Below are 17,691 nucleotides of genomic sequence, written 5' to 3'. Positions count from 1 at the left end.
GATGTGGTGTTCGCCGGGCGTTGCGCCGCCCGGTCGGCTATTCCGCCGCTTTGGCCCGGGCGCGGGCCGCCCGCAGCTCGTCGATGCTGCGTACCGACAGCCGGGCGGCGCCGTCCGAGCCGCGGGTCGCGACCTTGCCGCGGGCCAGGCGCTCCCGCGCCGCCGGCACCGCATCGGCGTATTGCGGCAGCCATTCGGCCTGGGCCACCAGCATCTCGTCGATCATCTGCCAGACCTCCTCCGGGTTGCAGACGGCGCCGACCAGCGGGTCGTGCAGCACGGCGAGGCGCAGCAGGTCGAGGTCGCCGGTGACGGCGGCCTGGACGGCCATGCGCTGGACGTTGATCGAGGCGCTGCAGGTGGCGGCGCAGCCCAGCGGCAGCTCCAGCCCCGCCGCCATGTTCAGGCCGAAGCGGTCGACGAAGCCCGGCGCCTCGACGATGCAATCCTGCGCCAAGTTGGTGATCAGCCCCTCGTTGCGCCGGTTGAAATGGCCGCGATAGACCCGGCCGGTCTCCAGCGCCTCGATGATGTAGCTGCCATGCTCGTCGGAGCGGCGATGGTCGGCCAGCGGCGCCCCGGCCTCGGCCAGCCAGCGCGGGAAGTCGGTCTCGAACCAGTTGCGCTGCTCGGTGCTGTGGCGCAGGTAGCCGCCGGTCTCGCCGTTGATCCAGTTCGACAGGTCGATCCAGCGGCCGATCTCCTCCGGCCGCTTGCGGTACCAGGGCAGGTATTCGCTGAGATGGCCGTTGCTCTCGGTGGAATAGCAGCCGAAGCGGCGCAGCACGTCGATCCGGACCTTCTCCTCCTCGCGGAACCGGGGGTGGCGCTCGAAGGCCTCCAGCAGCTCGGCCGACTCGATCCGACGGCCCTGGTGGCGGATGTCGATGTACCAGGTCTGGTGGTTGATGCCGGCGCAGATGTAGTCGACCTCATGCGGGTCCTCGGCGCCCAGCACCTCCGCGATCTGGTGCCAGCCATGCTGCACCCCGTGGCACAGGCCGATGGTGTTGGCGACGCCGCCATGCTCGATCGCGGCCCAGGTGTTCATCGCCATCGGGTTGGCGTAGTTCAGGAACCAGGCCCCCTCCTCCGCCTCCGCCCGGATGTCGCGGCAGAACTCCAGCACCTGCGGGATGTTGCGCTGGCCGTACAGGATGCCGCCAGCACAGATGGTATCGCCGACGCATTGGTCGACGCCGTATCTCAGGGGAATCTCGATGTCGCTGGCGAACGCCCCCAGCCCGCCGATCCGCACGCAGCTGATGACGTAGCGCGCGCCCTCCAGCGCCCGGCGCCGATCGGCCGAGGTGGTGATCCGGGCCGGCAGGCCGTTGGCCTCGACGTCGCGGCGCAGGATCTGCGCCACCATGTCGAGGTTGGCGGCGTTGATGTCGTGCAGCGCGAATTCGGTGTCCTGCAGCTCGGGCACCTTCAGCATGTCGCGCACCAGCTTCCGGGTGAAGCCGACGCTGCCCGCGCCGATGACGGCAACCTTCATCGCATCCTCCCCGGAGCCCCGGTTCCGCCCGGCTCCTCGGCAAGCAGTTTCGTGCTATGGTCTATGGACACCAGAAAACCGGCGAAAGAGGAATTTCGTGCGATCATGGGGCATTCCATGCTGACCGCGCTGCGGGCCCGGGCGCCGGGCGGGGTCTCGGTCGTCTTCCCCAAGGACCGCTACCGGCTGCACGCCATGGTCACCAGCGCCGGCTACGACCGCTGCACCGATCCCGGCTATGACTGGCACGGGCTGAGGCGCGGCGACGCGCCCTTCGTGCTGCTGCAGCACACCCTGGGCGGCCGCGGCCACCTCCGGGTCGACCGCAAGCGCTGGGAGCTGCGGCCCGGCCAGACCATGCTGCTGCGCTTCCCCCAGGACAACCGCTACTGGCTGGGCCGCAACCCGGAATGGGAGTTCTTCTGGATCTGCCTGAACGGCCGCGAGGTGCTGCGGGTGTGGCGCGAGGTGACGGCGGCGCATGGCCCGGTGGTGACATTGCCGGAGGGCGCGATCGAACGCCTGGCCGACCAATGCCTGTCGGTGCTGGACGGCGAGGCCGGATCGCCGGCCCGCGCCTCCGCCATCGCCTATGCCGCGGCGATGGGCCTGGCCGACGAGCTGCTGCCCTGGGGCGAGATGCACCCGGCCTCGCCCCGGCCGGCGGCGGTGGAACGCGCGGTGTCGCTGTGCACCGCCCAGCCGGCGGAGCGGATCGACGTCGCCCGCATGGCCCGGGCCGCCGGCTACAGCCGCTACCACTTCAGCCGGCTGTTCGCCGCCCATGAGGGCACCACGCCGGCCCGCTACCTGCTGCGCCTGCGCATGGAGGAAGCGGCGCGGCTGCTGCATGTCGAGGAGGCGCCGGTCAAGGTGATCGCCCAGCGCTGCGGCTTCGACGACGCCAACTACTTCGCCAAGGTGTTCCGCCGGTTCTACGGCATCGGGCCGAAGGATTTCCGCCGCAGCGGCATGTACACCGGGACGGTGCAGGCCGGGCGGGTAGAGGACGCGGCGGTGGCGCGCGAGGCGTAGCCGGATACAGACGGCCCGGGGAATTTCGGGGTGACGCTACACCCCTCTTTTGTCATGCCACGGCTTGACCGTGGCATCCAGGGGCGGCCAAAGCGGCTCTCGATGGCCCCTGGATTGCCCCCCTCGGACTTGATCCGGGGGCAAGCCGGGCAATGACAGTAGAGGGGATGGCGCTTCCTGCCGACCGCGGCCCCTATCACACCTCCACCCGGATCCTGGTCGACAGCAGCTCCGTGCGGTCGGCATTGGTGCCGACCAGGATCTCGATGTCGCCGGCCTCCAGCACCGGCTTCAGGTCGAGGCCGGGGAATTTGAGCGCGTCGGCCGCCAGCGGTAGCCGCAGCACCTGCCGCCCGCCCGGCGCCAGCACCGCCTTGGCCATGCCCTTCAGCTCCAGCAGCGGCCGCGCCACGCTGGCGACGGGGTCGCGGATGAACAGGAACACCGTCTCCTCCCCGGCCACGGCGCCGGTGTTGGCCACCGCCACCTCGACCGTCAGCGTCTCGCCGGGGCGCAGCACCTCGGCCGAGACATGCAGGTCGGCCAGGGCGAAGCGGCTGTAGGACAGGCCGTGGCCGAACGGGAATTGCGGCGTGGCCGGCATGTCGATGTATTTGCTGGTGTAGTGCTGGTCGGGATCGGTCGGGCGGCCGGTGTTGCGCTCGCCGAAGAAGATCGGCACCTGGCCGACGTCGCGCGGCCAGGTCACCGGCAGCCGGCCGGACGGGTTGACCGCACCGGTCACCACATCGGCGATGGCGTGGCCGGCCTCGGTGCCGAGGAACCAGGTGGCCACCACCGCCGCCGCCCTCTCGAACAGCCAGGGCAGCATCAGCGGCCGGCCGGAGGTCAGCAGCGCCACGGTCGGGATGCCGAGGTCGAGCACCGCCTCGGCCAGGTTGCGCTGGCGGCCCGGCAGCTCCGGCCGCGCGCGGCTGGCGGCCTCACCGGTCATGATCGCCGCCTCGCCGACACACAGCAGGACGACATCGGCGCCGCGGGAAGCGGCCACCGCCGCAGCGATGCCGGCGTCGCCACCGGTCTCGATCTCGGTGCCGGGCACATAGGTGATCTGGGCCTGCGGCAGGGCCGCCTTCAGCCCCTCCAGGATGGTGACCGCCTCCTCCCACTTGCCGGCGCCGCCCCAGGAGCCGAGCATCTCGGACCGGGCGTCGGCCAGCGGTCCGACCACCGCGATGCGCTTGGCCGCGGCCGCCAGCGGCAGGACGCCCTTGTTGGTCAGCAGCACGATCGACTTGGCCCCGACCTCGCGCGCCAGGCGGCGGCGCTCCACATCGTGGAAGGCGTCGGCGGTGGCGGCGACGCGCCGGTAGGGGTCGTCGAACAGCCCCAGCCGCTGCTTCAGCCGCAGCACCCGGCGGACCGCGTCGTCGATCAGGTCCTGGGTCACCAGCCCGCGCTGCAGGGCGGTGGCGAGGCCGGCGGCGTAGGCGCCGCTCATCATGTCCATGTCGACGCCGGCCTTCAGCGCCAGCGCCGCGGCCTCGACCGCGTCGGCGGCGACGCCATGGCTCAGCAGCTCCATCACCGCGTTGTAGTCGCTGATCACGGCGCCGTCGAAGCCCAGGCGGCCGATCAGCACGTCGCGCAGCAGGTGGGCATTGGCCGTCATCGGCACCCCGGCGACGTCGTTGAAGGCCGGCATCACCGTGGCGGCGCCGGCGGCGACGGCCGCGGCGAAGGGCGGCAGGTAGACCTCCTCGATCGCCCGGTCCGACACCTCGGCCGAGGCATAGTCGCGGCCGGCGGTGGCGGCGCCATAGGCCAGGAAATGCTTGGCCGAGACCGCCACGGCATTGGCCGCGGACAGGTCATCGGTCTGGTAGCCGCGGACCTTGGCCTCGGCCATGCGGCAGGCGATCCAGGGGTCTTCGCCCGGCCCCTCGGAGATGCGGCCCCAGCGCGGGTCGCGCGCCACGTCGAGCATCGGCGAGAACACGAGGTCGAGCCCGTCCTCGGTCGCCTCCACCGCCGCCTCGCGCGCCGTCCGCTCCCACAGGTCGGGCGAGAACAGCGCGGCTTCCGCCAGCGGGATCGGGAAGATGGTGCGGTGGCCGTGGATGACGTCGAAGGCGAAGAACAACGGGATCTTCAGCCGCGTCTCCTCCACCGCCAGGCGTTGGGTCTCGCGCACCCGGCCGGCACCCCAATGGTTGAACACGCTGCCGACGCGGCCGGTGCGCACCCCTTCGGCCACGTCGCCCGGCAGCACCGGCCCGGTGACCGCCAGGGTCGAGGACACCATGATCAGCTGGCCGATCTTCTCGTCGAGCGTCATCGCCGCGAGCAGGATTTCGATGCGGTCCACCGGTGTCTCAGCCACAGCCCGTTTCCTTCGCTTCGCCCCCTTTTGCCGTCATGGGGGCCCGTGTGGATGAAGGCAAAAAAAAGGGGCGCCGGAAAGGGGGAATCCGGCGCCCCAGTGGAGGGGAAGTCTAAGAAGGAGTCTGGCCGGGGATCAGGCCTTCGGCAGCTTCAGCGCGACGAAGCGCTGGTCGCCCTGGTGGTTGATCAGCAGCATGACGGCGCTGCGGTCCGCTTCCTTGGCCACCTTGACCTGCTTGGCGACCTCGGACGGGGTCTTCACCGTCTCGCTGCCGACCCGGACGATGACGTCGCCGGGGCCGACGCCGGTCTCGCGCGCCGGGCCGTCCTCGCGGATGCCGGTGACGAGCACGCCCTCGATCTCATCCGGCACACTGAACTCGCGGCGCACCTTCGGGGTGAGGGCCGAGAGCGACAGGCCGAGCTGGTCGTCGACGGCCGGGCCGTTCTCTTCGGCGCTGGCCACCTGCTGCGTGTTCGGCAGCTTGGCGATGTCGACCTGGACGGTCTCGCTCTTGCCGTTGCGCAGCACCTCGACCGGCACGGTCTTGCCGGCCGCAGTGTCGGCGACCAGGCGCGGCAGCTCCGACAGCTGGTTCACCGGCTTGCCGTCGAAGCTCAGGATCACGTCGCCCTGCTTCAGGCCGGCCTTCAGCGCCGGGCTGTCGTCCTGCACGTCGGCGACCAGGGCGCCCTTGGCCTTGTCGAGGCCCAGCGCATCGGCCATCTCCGGCGTCACCGCCTGGATCTGGACGCCCAGCCAGCCGCGCTCGACGCTGCCATGCTCGCGGATCTGGGCGATCACGGTCTTGGCCAGGTTCGACGGGATGGCGAAGCCGATGCCGACCGACCCGCCCGAGGGCGAGTAGATCGCGCTGTTGATGCCGATCACCTTGCCGCTGGTGTCGAAGCTGGGGCCGCCGGAATTGCCGCGGTTGATCGGCGCGTCGATCTGCAGGAAGTCGTCGAACGGGCCGGAATGCAGGTCGCGGCCACGGGCCGAGACGATGCCCGCGGTGACGCTGCCGCCGAGGCCGAACGGGTTGCCGACGGCCACCACCCAGTCGCCGACCTGGGCGGCGTCGCTGTCGCCCCATTCGACCGCGGTCAGCTTCTTGTCGGTGTCGATCTTGAGCAGCGCGAGGTCGGTCTTCTCGTCGGTGCCGACCACCTTGGCCGGGATCTCGGTGCCGTCGTTCAGGGTGACGGTGATCTTATCGGCGTCGGCATCCTTCACCACATGGTTGTTGGTGACGATGTAGCCGGCCGGATCGATGATGAATCCGGACCCGGCGCCATGGACCACCTGGTCGGCGTCATCGCCGCCACCACCGCCGCCACCGCGCTGGCCGCGACGGCCGGGCTGCTGCTCGTCGAAGAAGCGCTTGAAGAACTGGTCGAAGGGCGACCCTTGCCCCTGCGGGAACTGCTGCATCTCGCCGCCATCGTCACGGTCGGCCATCCGGCTGGCCGCCGGATGCTCGACGGTCGAGACATTGACCACGGCCGGGGTCACCTGGCGCACCAGCCCGGCGAAGGAGCCGGGAGCGACCGGGACGATCGCGGTCGTGGCTTCGTTCTGGCTCTGCGCCACGGCCGGGCGGTCGAAGCTCAGGATGGCCCCGACCGGCACACCGATCAAAGCCGTGCCGAGCAGCAGCGCCGCCGTCATCCGGCGGAGGCCGGGCCGGCGGGCTTGGTCGTCGGAACCGAAGGGGGTCTTCATCTGCATCTCCACCAATCTCCAGGGCGCCACCGGTCACGGTCGGCGTGTGTTGATGAAGATGGGGCCTCGGCGTTTAACCCCCAGTTTCGACGGTATTAAATCGAGGTAATTTTACAGTCCGGGGTGCATGTCCAGGGATTCCGCCAGCTTGGGAAGCTTAACGAAAATTATGTTGAGGGTCGCAACCTCGAGGCGCAAAACGCAGCAGGCATCTGGTTGTTATCGACGGCCGCGCAGTCGCGGTCTTTCCAACTGGTGCATAACCACTAATGGCTGAAGACAGTCGGTCTTTCCGACGTCTTCCAATCCGCGATGGATGCTGGGCCTGCCCGTGCCGGTCCGTATCGTCGCACCAGCTACACTGTTCGTAGCATAACACTTGAGGAATGCGCCGGTGCTCACCACTTGCAGTGGCGGAGAGAAATCCGATGGCAACAGCACTTCTCATCATCTGGGCCGTCATCGGCCCGTCGGTCGGCCTGGTCCTCGGCGCTTGGTGGTGTTCTAGGATCCGGGACGACGAAACCGAAGAAATCCGTTCGGCACCGCCCCGCCGGATCGCGCCGATGGCGCGTGGAACGCTGGAATGGCGCTGAACCTCGCCCTGCCGGCCGGGCCTGGCGTCAGATGATCGTCAGCAGGGTCTGAAGCTCGGCCGGGTCGAGTTCGGGCTGCGGGTCTTCCCAGCGCGGCGCGGCCTCGTCGCTCAACTGGTTGAGCACATGGACGCGGACATCGTCACAGCCGTCGATGCGCTGCTGGATCGTGGCGTCGGCCGGCCAGACCGTGGCCACCAGCATCAGCACATAGGCGAGGTCGTCCGTGGTGTCCGAGAGCGGCAGCAGCAGGGTGCGCTTGCGCACGCTGTCGAGCCCGTCGGACAGCGCGAATTCGGCGTAGAACGGACGTTCGGACAACTGCACCGACATCAGCGCCCGGCGCATCGCCTCATGCCGTTCGCCGCGGATCAGTTCCTCCAGAGGCCGCCCGGGAAGGTTGCGGCCGGGGGCCAGCCCCGCCCCTTGCGCATCGAGAGCGAAGCGGAACGTTGCCTCGCACGGCATCCACGCCCACAGCAGGATGGGCGGCGGCAACCGGCTCAGGCTGGCGAAGATCATGTCGTCGCAAGCCGGCAGGCGACCCTTCGCCGCCAGCTGTGCCCAAATCCGGTAGACTGTCCGAAGCTGCCGGTCCGCAATCGCCTCGCCGAACGCCACGCTGACCATCCCCCCGCTGGAAGCTCGCCACTCACGAGAATAAATTCTGCGCCCGCACCCCAACTTGCGCATCCCCCAATTGGAGGATGACATCGAAAGTTTTCATCCGCGTTACGACGATTCGTCGGGACCTATCATATTGTTTCGCCACGGCTGGTGACGCGGACGAGACCGGAGCGTATTCACAAGAGGATTACGGATTTTCACGAGTCGAAACGATCATGTGCCGCTGGCTGAGCTATTCGGGTGCACCGATCTTCCTCGAAAAGCTGATCTTTGAACCCGAGTTCTCGCTGATTGCGCAGAGCCTGCGCGCGCGCAAGGCGGCGGTCGCGACCAATGGCGACGGCTTCGGCGTCGGCTGGTACGGCGAGCGGCCGATCCCCGGGCTGTACCGCGACATCCTGCCGGCCTGGGCCGATCCCAATCTGAAAAGCCTCGCCCACCAGATCCGGGCCAAGACCTTCTTCGCCCATGTCCGCGCCTCGACCGGCACCGCCACCAGCCGGGCCAACTGCCACCCCTTCGCCCAGGGGCGCTGGCTGTTCATGCACAACGGCCAGATCGGCGGCTATGACCGGATCCGCCGGCGGCTCGACGCGCTGATCCCGGACGAGCTCTACGCCCGGCGCGGCGGCACCACCGACAGCGAGCTGATTTTCCTGGCCCTGTTCGGCTTCGGGCTGGAGACCGACCCGCCCGCAGCGTTGCGCCGCACGGTGGCCGCGATCGGCGATGCGATGGCCGCGGCCGACATCACCGAGCCGTTCCGCATGACCGCGGCGCTGAGCGACGGCTGCAGCGTCTGGGCGGTGCGCTACGCCACCGACGAGACGCCGCCGTCGCTGTTCTTCTGTTCCGAGGACGAGCAGCGGCTGATCGTGTCCGAGCCGCTGGACGGCGATTTCGACCACTGGCACCAGATGCCGCCGGGCCACCTGCTGGTCACCGACTGCGCCGGCCGGCTGGACCTGGAGCCGTTCAGCCCCTGATCCCGCCGGCCGGGCACTGTCGTCAGGCCCGCAGGCGGTCCCCGCGGGCCATCAGGCCCGCAAGCGCTCGTTATTGGGATCGAACGGCGATTCCTCGATCACCATGGCGCGGTGCGGCTTGCCCAGGATGCTGACATCGAGCTCGGTGCCGATCTCGCCGAGATCGGGCCGGACCATCGCCAGCGCCAGCGACTTGCCGATCCGCCAGCCATAGCCGCCCGAGGTGCAGCGGCCGACCAGCTCGCCGTTCCGGGTGATCGGCTCGTTGCCGCGGGCGTCGGCATCGGTGACGTCGAGCACCTCCAGGGTCACGAAGCGGTTCTTGAACCCGCGCTCGCGCCACGCCACCAGCGCGTCGCGGCCGATGAAGTCGCCCTTGTTCGGGTGGACGAAGCGGTCGAGCCCCGATTCCAGCGCCGAGTATTCGATCGACAGCTCGCGCGGGATCAGGCGGTAGGACTTCTCCAGCCGCAGCGAATCCATGGTGCGGATGCCGAAAGGCTTGAGGTCGAACTCCTTCCCCGCATCCATCAGCAGGTCGAAGATGGTGTTCTGCATCTCGATCGGGTGATGCAGTTCCCAGCCCAGCTCGCCGACGAAGTTGACGCGCAGCGCCTGGGCCTGGGCGATGCCGACATTGATCGCCTTGCCCGACAGCCAGGGGAAGGCGGCGGTCGACAGGTCGGTGTCGGTCAGCTTCTGCAGCAGGTCGCGGGAACTCGGGCCCGCCAGCACGAAGACGCCGTTCTGGGTGGTGATCTTCTGCAGGTCGACCGACCCGTCGCGCGGCCGCAGCTTCTGCAGCGTGTCGAAATCGTGCCGCTCATAGGCGCCGGCGCCGACCAGGTAGTAGTGGTTGGGGGACTCGCAGTAGATGGTGAACTCCGACCGCACGCCGCCGTTCCTGGTCAGCAGATGCGCCAGGGTCATGCGGCCCGGCTTCTTCGGCACCCGGTTGGCGACGAGGCCGTCCAGCCAGGCCGCCGCGCCCGGCCCGGAGACCGTGTATTTGGCGAAGGCCGACATGTCGAGCAGCCCGACCTTCTCATGCACGTGCCGGGCCTCGCGGCCGACGAACTCGAAGTAGTTGGAGCGGCGGAAGCTCCACTTCTCCCGCACCTTCTCGCCCGGCTTCACCGGGGCATGATTCTCGTTGACCAGCGTGTCCGGCTTGGCCAGCTCCGCCTCGGTCAGCTCATAGCCCTGGGGCGCGAACCAGTTCGGCCGCTCCCAGCCGTAGACGGTGCCGAACACGGCGCCCAGCGCCTTCATCCGGTCGTAGCACGGCGCCCGCTTCAGCGGCCGCGCCTCGGCCCGCTCCTCGTCCGGGTAATGGACGGTGAAGACGTTGCGGTAGGCCTCCTCGTTCTTGGCCTTGAGGTAGCCGCGCGAGGCGTAGGGGCCGAAGCGGCGGGGGTCGACGCCCATCATGTCGATCGACGGCTCGCCCTCGACGATCCATTCGGCCAGCTGCCAGCCGGCGCCGCCGGCGGCGGTGACGCCGAAGCTGTGGCCCTCGTTCAGCCAGAAGTTCTTCAGGCCCCAGGCCGGGCCGATGATCGGGCTGCCGTCCGGGGTGTAGGCGATGGCGCCGTTGTAGACCTTCTTGACCCCGACCTCGCCGAAGGCCGGGACGCGGGCGATCGCGGTCTCGATATGCGGCGCGATCCGCTCCAGATCCTCCTGGAACAGCTCGTATTCCGACTGGTCGTCCGGCCCGTCGAGATAGCAGCAGGGCGCGCCCGGCTCATAGGGGCCGAGGATGAAGCCGCCGGCCTCCTCGCGCAGGTACCAGGACGAATCCGCCTCGCGCAGCACGCCCATCTCCGGCAGGCCCTGGCGGTGGCGCTCCTGCACCGCCGGGTGCGGCTCGGTGACGATGTACTGGTGCTCGACCGGGATCACCGGGATGTCGAGCCCGACCATGGCGCCGGTGCGGCGGGCGAAGTTGCCCGAGGCCGAGACCACATGCTCGCAGGTGATGTCGCCCTTGTCGGTCTTGACCAGCCATTCGCCCGACGGGGTCTGCTCGATCGCGGTGACGGTGGTGAAGCGGTTGATCTCCGCCCCCAGCGCCCGGGCGCCCTTGGCGAAGGCCTGGGTCAGGTCGGCCGGCTGGATGTAGCCGTCATCCGGGTGCTGAATCGCGCCGATGATGCCGTCGGTCTCGCACAGCGGCCAGATCTCCTTGACCTGGGCGGGGGTCAGCAGGTTGACGGTGATGCCGATCGTGTCGGCCACGCCCTTGTAGTACATGAACTCGTCCCAGCGGTCCTTGGTCCGGGCGAGACGGATGTTGGAGACCTGGCGGAAGCCGACATGCTGGCCGGTCTCGGCTTCGAGCGAGTTGTAGAGCTTGACTGAGTGCTTGTGGATCTGGCCGACCGAGTAGCTCATGTTGAACAGCGGCAGCAGGCCTGCGGCGTGCCAGGTCGACCCCGAGGTCAGCTCCTTGCGCTCGATCAGGACGACATCCGTCCAGCCCTTCTTGGCCAAATGGTACAGCGTGCCCACGCCGACCACGCCGCCACCGATCACCACCACGCGCGCTGTTGACTTCATCGCTCGAACCGCTCCGTCCGGACCGCAGGGCCTGGCAGGCCCTTCACACTGGTGGCGAAGTCTCCGGGCGAGGCCGGTTTTCGGCTAATCCAGCCGCGACCTGTGATGTCGCAGCCCCGCCAAACGCATCCGGCTGCGTCACCCGGGCCTCCGCCGCGGCCGGAACCGGCCCGGCGGATGTCGCAATCGGGCTGGCCGCCTGTGCCGGGATCGGCATGCTGCGAAGGCAGCCCCAGCGAGAGTCCCGACCATGCCCCTGCCCGCCGAACCGACCGTCGTCTTCCTCGACCGCGAGACCCTGGCGCCGTCGGTCCGCCTGCGCCCGCCCGCCTTCCCGCATCGCTGGGTCGAGCATCAGCGCACCGCGCCGGACGAGGTGCTGCCGCGGCTGCGCGGCGCCAGCGTCGCGGTGCTGAACAAGGTGCCGCTGCGCGAGGACGTGCTGGCCCAGCTGCCCGACCTGCGGCTGGTCGCCGTGGCCGCCACCGGCACCGACTGCGTCGACACCGCCTGGTGCGACCGCAACGGCGTCGCGGTGGCCAATATCCGCGGCTACGCCGTGCACACGGTGCCGGAGCATGTCTTCACCCTGATCCTGGCGCTGCGCCGGTCGCTCTTGCCCTATCGCCGCTCGGTCGAGGCCAGGCGCTGGCAGGAGGCGCGGCAGTTCTGCTTCTTCGACCACCCGATCCTGGACCTGCACGGCGCCCGGCTGGGCCTGGTCGGCGGCGGGTCGCTGGGCAACGCGGTCGCCACCATCGCCGGGGCCTTCGGCATGGAGGTGGTGTTCGCCGGCCGCAAGGGCGACGCCGCCCCCGCCGAGGGCCGGATGCCGTTCGACGAGGTGATCGCGACCAGCGACGTGATCTCGCTGCACTGCCCGCTGCGGCCGGAGACGCGCGGCCTGATCGGCGCCGCGGAGTTCGCCCGGATGAAGCCGGAGGCGATCCTGATCAACACGGCGCGCGGCGGGCTGGTCGACGAGGCGGCGCTGACCGAGGCGCTGCGGTCGGGCCGCATCGGCGGCGCCGGCTTCGACGTGGCGATGCCGGAGCCGCCGCCGGCCGACGCGCCGCTGATGCGGCTCTTGGACCTGCCGAACTTCATCCTGACCCCGCATGTCGCCTGGGCCGGCCGCGGCGCGATGCAGGCCCTGGCCGACCAGCTGATCGACCTGGTCGACGGGTTCCAGCAGGGCAAGCCGTTCAACCTGGTGGCGGGAGGCCGGCGGGCGGGGCTGAGGTGCGAGGCCGGCCGAACCATCGGCCGCTCGCCCTCGTGAGACGATCTGTCGGCGTCGCGCCGGTCTGGAGGTGCAACCGCTTTACGGACTCGCGATTGGCCGGCGCCGGACGAGAGCCCCGTCACCGAAAATCATGCGCCACAGATTTCCGCCCGGAACTGATCCGCAATCTTGGCGCCATCGTAGTCCGGCGAACGGAGCATGAAATGCAGGATCGCACACCCCCGATTGCGGATCCCGAAGAAGAAGCGCTTTGTCTCCGGCGCGCCAGGCGTCTCTTCTTCTGATTGCCTGACCTCAGGATCCTTGACGACCCAAATTCCGGCCCTGTTGTCGACGATATCGTATACCCAGTCATAATTAATGCCCGAGGCCGCGTCGACAGCAATCACTATGCTGTCGCCGATCTTGACAGTCGCATTCAGCGATTGACCTTCCGATCGCCTCAGCTCCACATCGTCGCAGCGACCGGCCTCGGGCAACACCAATGCCAAAATCAATGCCTCAACAATGAGCTTCGAACGGCTCACGACATATCCTCTGCGGAACGACCGTCATGACTTCGAGAACCAGACCTCGATCGTGGACGCGGGGGCCTTCAGATCGAGCTTGATCGTCGCAAAGGGCAGGCCCGTCACCCGCTCCGCGAGCGCCTCGATCCGCTGGGCTGCCTCGATATCCGCCGGGCGGAAATACCGGATCTGTCCGGCAGCCGGCATTGCTGCCCCCTTCTTGGAGACGTCTTCAATTCCGGGTGCCACGAAGCCCTCGGTCTGCAGCGCCTTGCGCAGCAGATCGGCGGCTGTCCGCTGGTCCGCGGTGCCATATTGGATCCACACCGTCTCCTTTGGTGTGTTGGCAAATTTGGTATCCGGCTCGGTGTTCTTAGAGTCGATCGCGACAAACTCGGCGCTCTTGGTCGAAACGGTCAGATTGGGCGTTTCGACGGCTTTTTCAGCATCCCCCAAAGCTGTCGCATTCCGGTCCCACGCACTGGCAAGGGCGTCGGACAAGATCGGAATGGTTGTGTCGACGGGCCGGACCCAGGCGGCCGCATAGCCGATCTTGTTGGTGCCGTAGGCTATCCAGACATACCCGTTGTCGCCCCATCGGGTGTCCCAGGAGTTCCTCACCAGCCAGGCGTTCTTCGTGTCGTCCCAGCCGACCAGGTTGACCGCGTGATTGATCCGCCCATTGGATCCTTCGTTGAAGACGCCCCCGACATAGGCCTTGAAGGCCGGCGTCGCTTCCATTGCCACGGACAGCGGACCATAGCGGCACAAGGCGTCTTTGAGCTCGCTGTTGAGCGGGATGTCGGTTCTGTCCGTCACGAAGCCCCAGGAGATCGCGCGGTAGCGGCTTTGGAGCTCCGGTCTGCAGGATCCGACGTGACCGAGATAGGGCGCATCGGCTTCGGATCCTGCGCCCTTGGACATCAGCCATTTGAAGACCGGGTAGTACCAGCCGCCCGAGCAGGTTCCCGCAATCTGCCCGTCCGCCTTGGCGCAATCGAGAATATGCTGCTCCGCGACATCGACGAGCTGCCCGTTGCGAATGCCGTAGGCGCCTTCATAGGTGGCGGCGGCCGAAAACGCCCAGCAGCTGCCGCAGCCGCCTTGGTTGCGGACCGCGCCCATGTCGCCATCGTCTCGCCAGTTAAACCGTGCGAGGTCGGGCCTGCAGCTCTTCAGATAGGTGGCGACATTCACCCCGGCCAGCCGCGCACTTTCGTCTACGACATCATTTGCCTGGGCCGCGAGTTCGTTCTGAGCGGCTGCCAGCCCCAGGAAGTTCTCGGGAATGGCCGTCGTCGCCACTTCGGCGATGGGCCTGGTGAAGGCGGAGGTGTAGCCGACCTGGAACGTCCATCCCCTTTCCCGGCCCATCTTTCGCAGCTGGTCCAGATCCTGCCGATCCGCCAGAGGCGCGGTAGCCTCCTGGTCACGGAAATACGAGGGCAGATCCTCGGGTACGGGCGGAGTCACCTGGCCGTAGACCGGCCCGAGCGAAACTATTCCGATCAAACACCCAAGAGCGACTATTCGTAAAATGGTCATAGCTCTCCCCCTTTTATTAAATCACTGGTTCCTTTTTGTTATGAAATAGCCCATTGCCCAAGCATGAGGACGCTCTGCAACGCAGAGAATCATCTTGATTACAGAAATAATTCTTTTTAGGATAACATCATTTTCGGATCGTCTCAAGTAGGCGAACTGATATTGCTGATTAAGCGCCATGGCTAGACGGTCCCGGGGCATTGTCGGCGTGCAGCAAGGCGGCGGCACTGTCGCTCGCGATCGCGGACCGTTCTGATGCCGGGAACCCGCTTGGCACCAGGACCTCCCCGGGCCAATATGGACCTGAACGGCCTGCCCGCTCCGGCACGGCTCTCGCCATTCCGTCCGTGTCCCCACGGCAGCAGCCGCTTCCGCATATTGCGTCGCCTCCGGGGCGACGATCCAGAACGGCCTGATCGGAAGGACGCAAGCATGACATCGACTCAGGGCATCGCGCATCGCCGGCTGGGCGGGCTGTCGGTCTCGGCCATCGGGCTCGGCCTGATGCCGCTCTCGGGCGTCTATGGCGCCGCCGACGACGCCGCCTCGGAGGACCTGATCCGTCACGCCATCGACCGCGGCGTCGACCATCTCGACAGCGCCGACATGTATGGCTGGGGCCACAATGAGGAGCTGCTGGGCCGCGCCATCAAGGGCCGGCGCGACCGCGTGGTGCTGGTCACCAAATTCGGCCAGACCCGGCGCGAGGGCGGGCCGAACGGCGTCGACGGCCGGCCCGGCTACGTGGCCCAGGCCTGCGAGGCCAGCCTGCGCCGGCTCGGGGTCGACACCATCGACCTCTACTACCAGCACCGGGTCGACCCCAACGTGCCGATCGAGGACACGGTCGGCGCCATGGCCCGGCTGGTGGAGCAGGGCAAGGTCCGCCATCTCGGCCTGTCCGAGGCCGGGGCGGACACCATCCGCCGGGCCCATGCGGTGCACCCGATCGCGGCGGTGCAGACCGAGTATTCGCTGCTGTACCGCACCGAGGCGGAGGAGACCCGCAGGACCACCCGCGCGCTCGGCATCGGCTTCGTCGCCTATTCGCCGCTCGGCCGCGGCTTCCTGACCGGGGCGATCCGCGACCTGTCGCAGATCGACGGAAGGCGGGCGGCGCATCCGCGCTTCCAGGCCGAGAACTTCGACCACAACCGCGGGCTGGTGGCGCGGTTCGAGGCGCTGGCGGCCGAGAAGGGCTGCAAGCCGTCGCATCTCGCCTTGGCCTGGGTGCTGGCCCAGGGCGAGGACGTGACGGTGATCCCCGGCACCCGCTCGATCGCGCGGCTGGACGAGAATCTCGGCGCGCTGCCGGTGGCCCTGACGCCCGACGACCTGGCCCGGCTGGACGCGGCGATCCCGGCCGGCGCCGCCGCCGGCACGCGCTATCCGGCCGCGGGGATGAAATCGGTCCAGATCTAGGACCGGCTCTCCCCCTCCCTCCCCCTTTGCCGTCATTGCGAGCGCAGCGAAGCAATCCATGCCAGGCCGCACCATGGATGGATTCGTCGGCTGCGCCTCCTCCCAATGACGAGGAGGGGAAGGCACCCCCGAAAGGCCCCCGCGGGGCCATGGGCGGGTTGTCCGCGCCGGAGGGATCGGCGAGGATCGCCGGATGCGCCCCGGCTGATTCCCCGGGGCCGATTCCGGATTGCAAGGACCCCGATGACCCTGTTCGGCTCACCCTGGAAGGCGGCCCTGCTGGCGCTGCTGCCGCTGCTCTCCGCCGGCCCCGCCCTGGCCGATTTCTCGTCCTGCGTCGCCGGCCTGGCCGACTCCGCGATCAAGGCCGGGGTCAGCCGCGACATCGCCACCCGCGCCTTCGACGGGCTGACCCAGCCGGACGACAAGGTGCTGCGCTTCTCGCAGGCCCAGCCGGAATTCGTGACCCCGATCTGGGACTACCTCGCCTTCCTGGTCGACGACCAGCGCATCGCCGACGGCCGCGCCATGATGTCGAAATACGGCCGGGTGCTGCAGCAGGCCGAGCAGCGCTACGGCGTCGACCGCACCGTGATCGCCGCGGTCTGGGGCGTCGAGAGCGACTATGGCAAGGAGACCGGCGGCTATTTCCTGCCGCATGCCTTGGCCACGCTGGTCTGCGCCGGCGAGCGGCGCACCGATTTCTGGCGCGGCGAGCTGATGGCGGCGCTGAAGCTGGTCAGCGCCGGCGATTTGCGGCTGGAGGAGCTGAACGGCTCCTGGGCCGGGGCCTTCGGCCAGACCCAGTTCATCCCCTCGACCTATCAGCGCCTGGCGGTCGATTTCGACGGCGACGGGCGGCGCGACCTGGTCGGGTCGGTGGCCGACGCGCTCGGCTCCACCGCCAACTACCTCAAGCGCTCCGGCTGGCAGCAGGGCCAGCCCTGGATGATCGAGGTCAAGGTGCCGGCCGGCTACAACGGGCCGACCGGGCGCAAGGACAAGGACCCGCTGTCGGCCTGGGCCCAGCGCGGCGTGGTGCGGGCCGACGGGGCACCGCTGTCGGGCAGCGCCCAGGCGGGGCTGCTGCTGCCGGCCGGGCCGCAGGGCCCGGGCTTCCTGGTGTTCCGCAACTTCGACGCGATCTATTCCTACAACGCGGCCGAATCCTACGCGCTCGCCATCTCCCACCTCGCCCAGCGGCTGTCCGGCGGGCCGGCGCTGCGCACGCCGTGGCCGACCGACGACCCCGGCCTGTCGCGGGCCCAGCGCCTGCGGCTGCAGCAGCTGCTGCTGGCCCAGGGCTACGACATCGGCGGCCAGGCCGACGGCAAGATCGGCCCGGCCACCCGCGCCGCCATCTCCCAGGCCGAACAGCGCGCCGGGATGCCCTCGACCGGCCGTGCCGGCCAGAAGATCTACCGCGCGCTGGGCGGGCAGTAGAAAAGCTTCAGAGCCTATTGTTTTATTGTCATTGCTCGGCTTGACCGGGCAATCCAGGGGCCACCAAGAGCCGCTCTGGGCGCCCCTGGATGCCACGGTCAAGCCGTGGCATGACAATTTGAGAGATGGGTATTAACAACGAAGAGC

13 protein-coding genes are annotated in these 17,691 nt (G+C 68.6%); 6 read left to right on the top strand and 7 right to left on the bottom strand.

Annotated elements, in window-relative coordinates; all coding sequences use genetic code 11:
- Positions 1–37: 37 nt before the first annotated feature.
- Positions 38–1,501, bottom strand: coding sequence for an alpha-glucosidase/alpha-galactosidase (locus tag E9232_RS18385; protein WP_309796155.1), 1,464 nt, complete (start codon positions 1,499–1,501; stop codon positions 38–40).
- Between the two features lie 117 nt (positions 1,502–1,618).
- Here E9232_RS18385 and E9232_RS18380 point away from each other — a divergent pair, with 117 nt between their 5' ends.
- Positions 1,619–2,536 carry a helix-turn-helix transcriptional regulator gene (locus tag E9232_RS18380; RefSeq protein WP_309796154.1) on the top strand — a complete coding sequence of 306 codons (918 nt, stop codon included), beginning with the start codon at positions 1,619–1,621 and terminating at the stop codon, positions 2,534–2,536.
- Between the two features lie 196 nt (positions 2,537–2,732).
- Here the strand turns inward: E9232_RS18380 and E9232_RS18375 are convergent, their stop codons facing one another.
- Both E9232_RS18375 and E9232_RS18370 read right to left on the bottom strand, forming a co-directional pair.
- Positions 2,733–4,865 (bottom strand): glycoside hydrolase family 3 N-terminal domain-containing protein, encoded by a 2,133-nt coding sequence (locus E9232_RS18375; RefSeq protein WP_309796153.1) that lies wholly within the window; start codon positions 4,863–4,865, stop codon positions 2,733–2,735.
- A 150-nt stretch (positions 4,866–5,015) separates the two neighbouring features.
- On the bottom strand, positions 5,016–6,608 hold the full coding sequence (locus E9232_RS18370) for a DegQ family serine endoprotease (RefSeq protein WP_309796152.1): 1,593 nt from the start codon (positions 6,606–6,608) through the stop codon (positions 5,016–5,018).
- A 428-nt stretch (positions 6,609–7,036) separates the two neighbouring features.
- Here E9232_RS18370 and E9232_RS18365 point away from each other — a divergent pair, with 428 nt between their 5' ends.
- A complete protein-coding gene (locus E9232_RS18365) occupies positions 7,037–7,204 on the top strand; it encodes a hypothetical protein (protein ID WP_309796151.1) in 168 nt (55 codons plus the stop codon).
- 27 nt (positions 7,205–7,231) lie between these two features.
- On the opposite strand, the gene E9232_RS18360 is transcribed toward E9232_RS18365, so the two are convergent.
- Positions 7,232–7,825 carry a PAS domain-containing protein gene (locus tag E9232_RS18360; protein WP_309796150.1) on the bottom strand — a complete coding sequence of 198 codons (594 nt, stop codon included), beginning with the start codon at positions 7,823–7,825 and terminating at the stop codon, positions 7,232–7,234.
- Positions 7,826–8,046: 221 nt separating this feature from the next.
- Here E9232_RS18360 and E9232_RS18355 point away from each other — a divergent pair, with 221 nt between their 5' ends.
- Positions 8,047–8,817 (top strand): class II glutamine amidotransferase, encoded by a 771-nt coding sequence (locus E9232_RS18355; RefSeq protein WP_309796149.1) that lies wholly within the window; start codon positions 8,047–8,049, stop codon positions 8,815–8,817.
- 51 nt (positions 8,818–8,868) lie between these two features.
- Here the strand turns inward: E9232_RS18355 and E9232_RS18350 are convergent, their stop codons facing one another.
- On the bottom strand, positions 8,869–11,379 hold the full coding sequence (locus E9232_RS18350) for a GcvT family protein (protein ID WP_309796148.1): 2,511 nt from the start codon (positions 11,377–11,379) through the stop codon (positions 8,869–8,871).
- 250 nt (positions 11,380–11,629) lie between these two features.
- Between E9232_RS18350 and E9232_RS18345 the strand changes: the two genes are divergently transcribed.
- Positions 11,630–12,661, top strand: coding sequence for a D-2-hydroxyacid dehydrogenase (locus tag E9232_RS18345; RefSeq protein WP_309796147.1), 1,032 nt, complete (start codon positions 11,630–11,632; stop codon positions 12,659–12,661).
- A gap of 92 nt (positions 12,662–12,753) precedes the next feature.
- Here the strand turns inward: E9232_RS18345 and E9232_RS18340 are convergent, their stop codons facing one another.
- Together E9232_RS18340 and E9232_RS18335 are read right to left on the bottom strand one after the other, a co-directional pair.
- A complete protein-coding gene (locus E9232_RS18340) occupies positions 12,754–13,152 on the bottom strand; it encodes a protease inhibitor I42 family protein (protein ID WP_309796146.1) in 399 nt (132 codons plus the stop codon).
- Positions 13,153–13,176: 24 nt separating this feature from the next.
- A complete protein-coding gene (locus E9232_RS18335) occupies positions 13,177–14,679 on the bottom strand; it encodes a C1 family peptidase (protein WP_309796145.1) in 1,503 nt (500 codons plus the stop codon).
- 432 nt (positions 14,680–15,111) lie between these two features.
- Here E9232_RS18335 and E9232_RS18330 point away from each other — a divergent pair, with 432 nt between their 5' ends.
- Positions 15,112–16,101, top strand: coding sequence for an aldo/keto reductase (locus E9232_RS18330; protein ID WP_309796144.1), 990 nt, complete (start codon positions 15,112–15,114; stop codon positions 16,099–16,101).
- A 243-nt stretch (positions 16,102–16,344) separates the two neighbouring features.
- Positions 16,345–17,544 (top strand): lytic murein transglycosylase, encoded by a 1,200-nt coding sequence (locus E9232_RS18325; RefSeq protein WP_309796143.1) that lies wholly within the window; start codon positions 16,345–16,347, stop codon positions 17,542–17,544.
- Positions 17,545–17,691: the final 147 nt, after the last annotated feature.

The sequence above is a fragment of the Inquilinus ginsengisoli genome (assembly GCF_031453975.1).
In the GTDB taxonomy this organism is placed as follows: Bacteria; Pseudomonadota; Alphaproteobacteria; order DSM-16000; family Inquilinaceae; genus Inquilinus; species Inquilinus ginsengisoli_A.
Note: the sequence above shows the minus strand (reverse complement) of the source record. Positions and strands in the feature narration are given on the sequence as shown.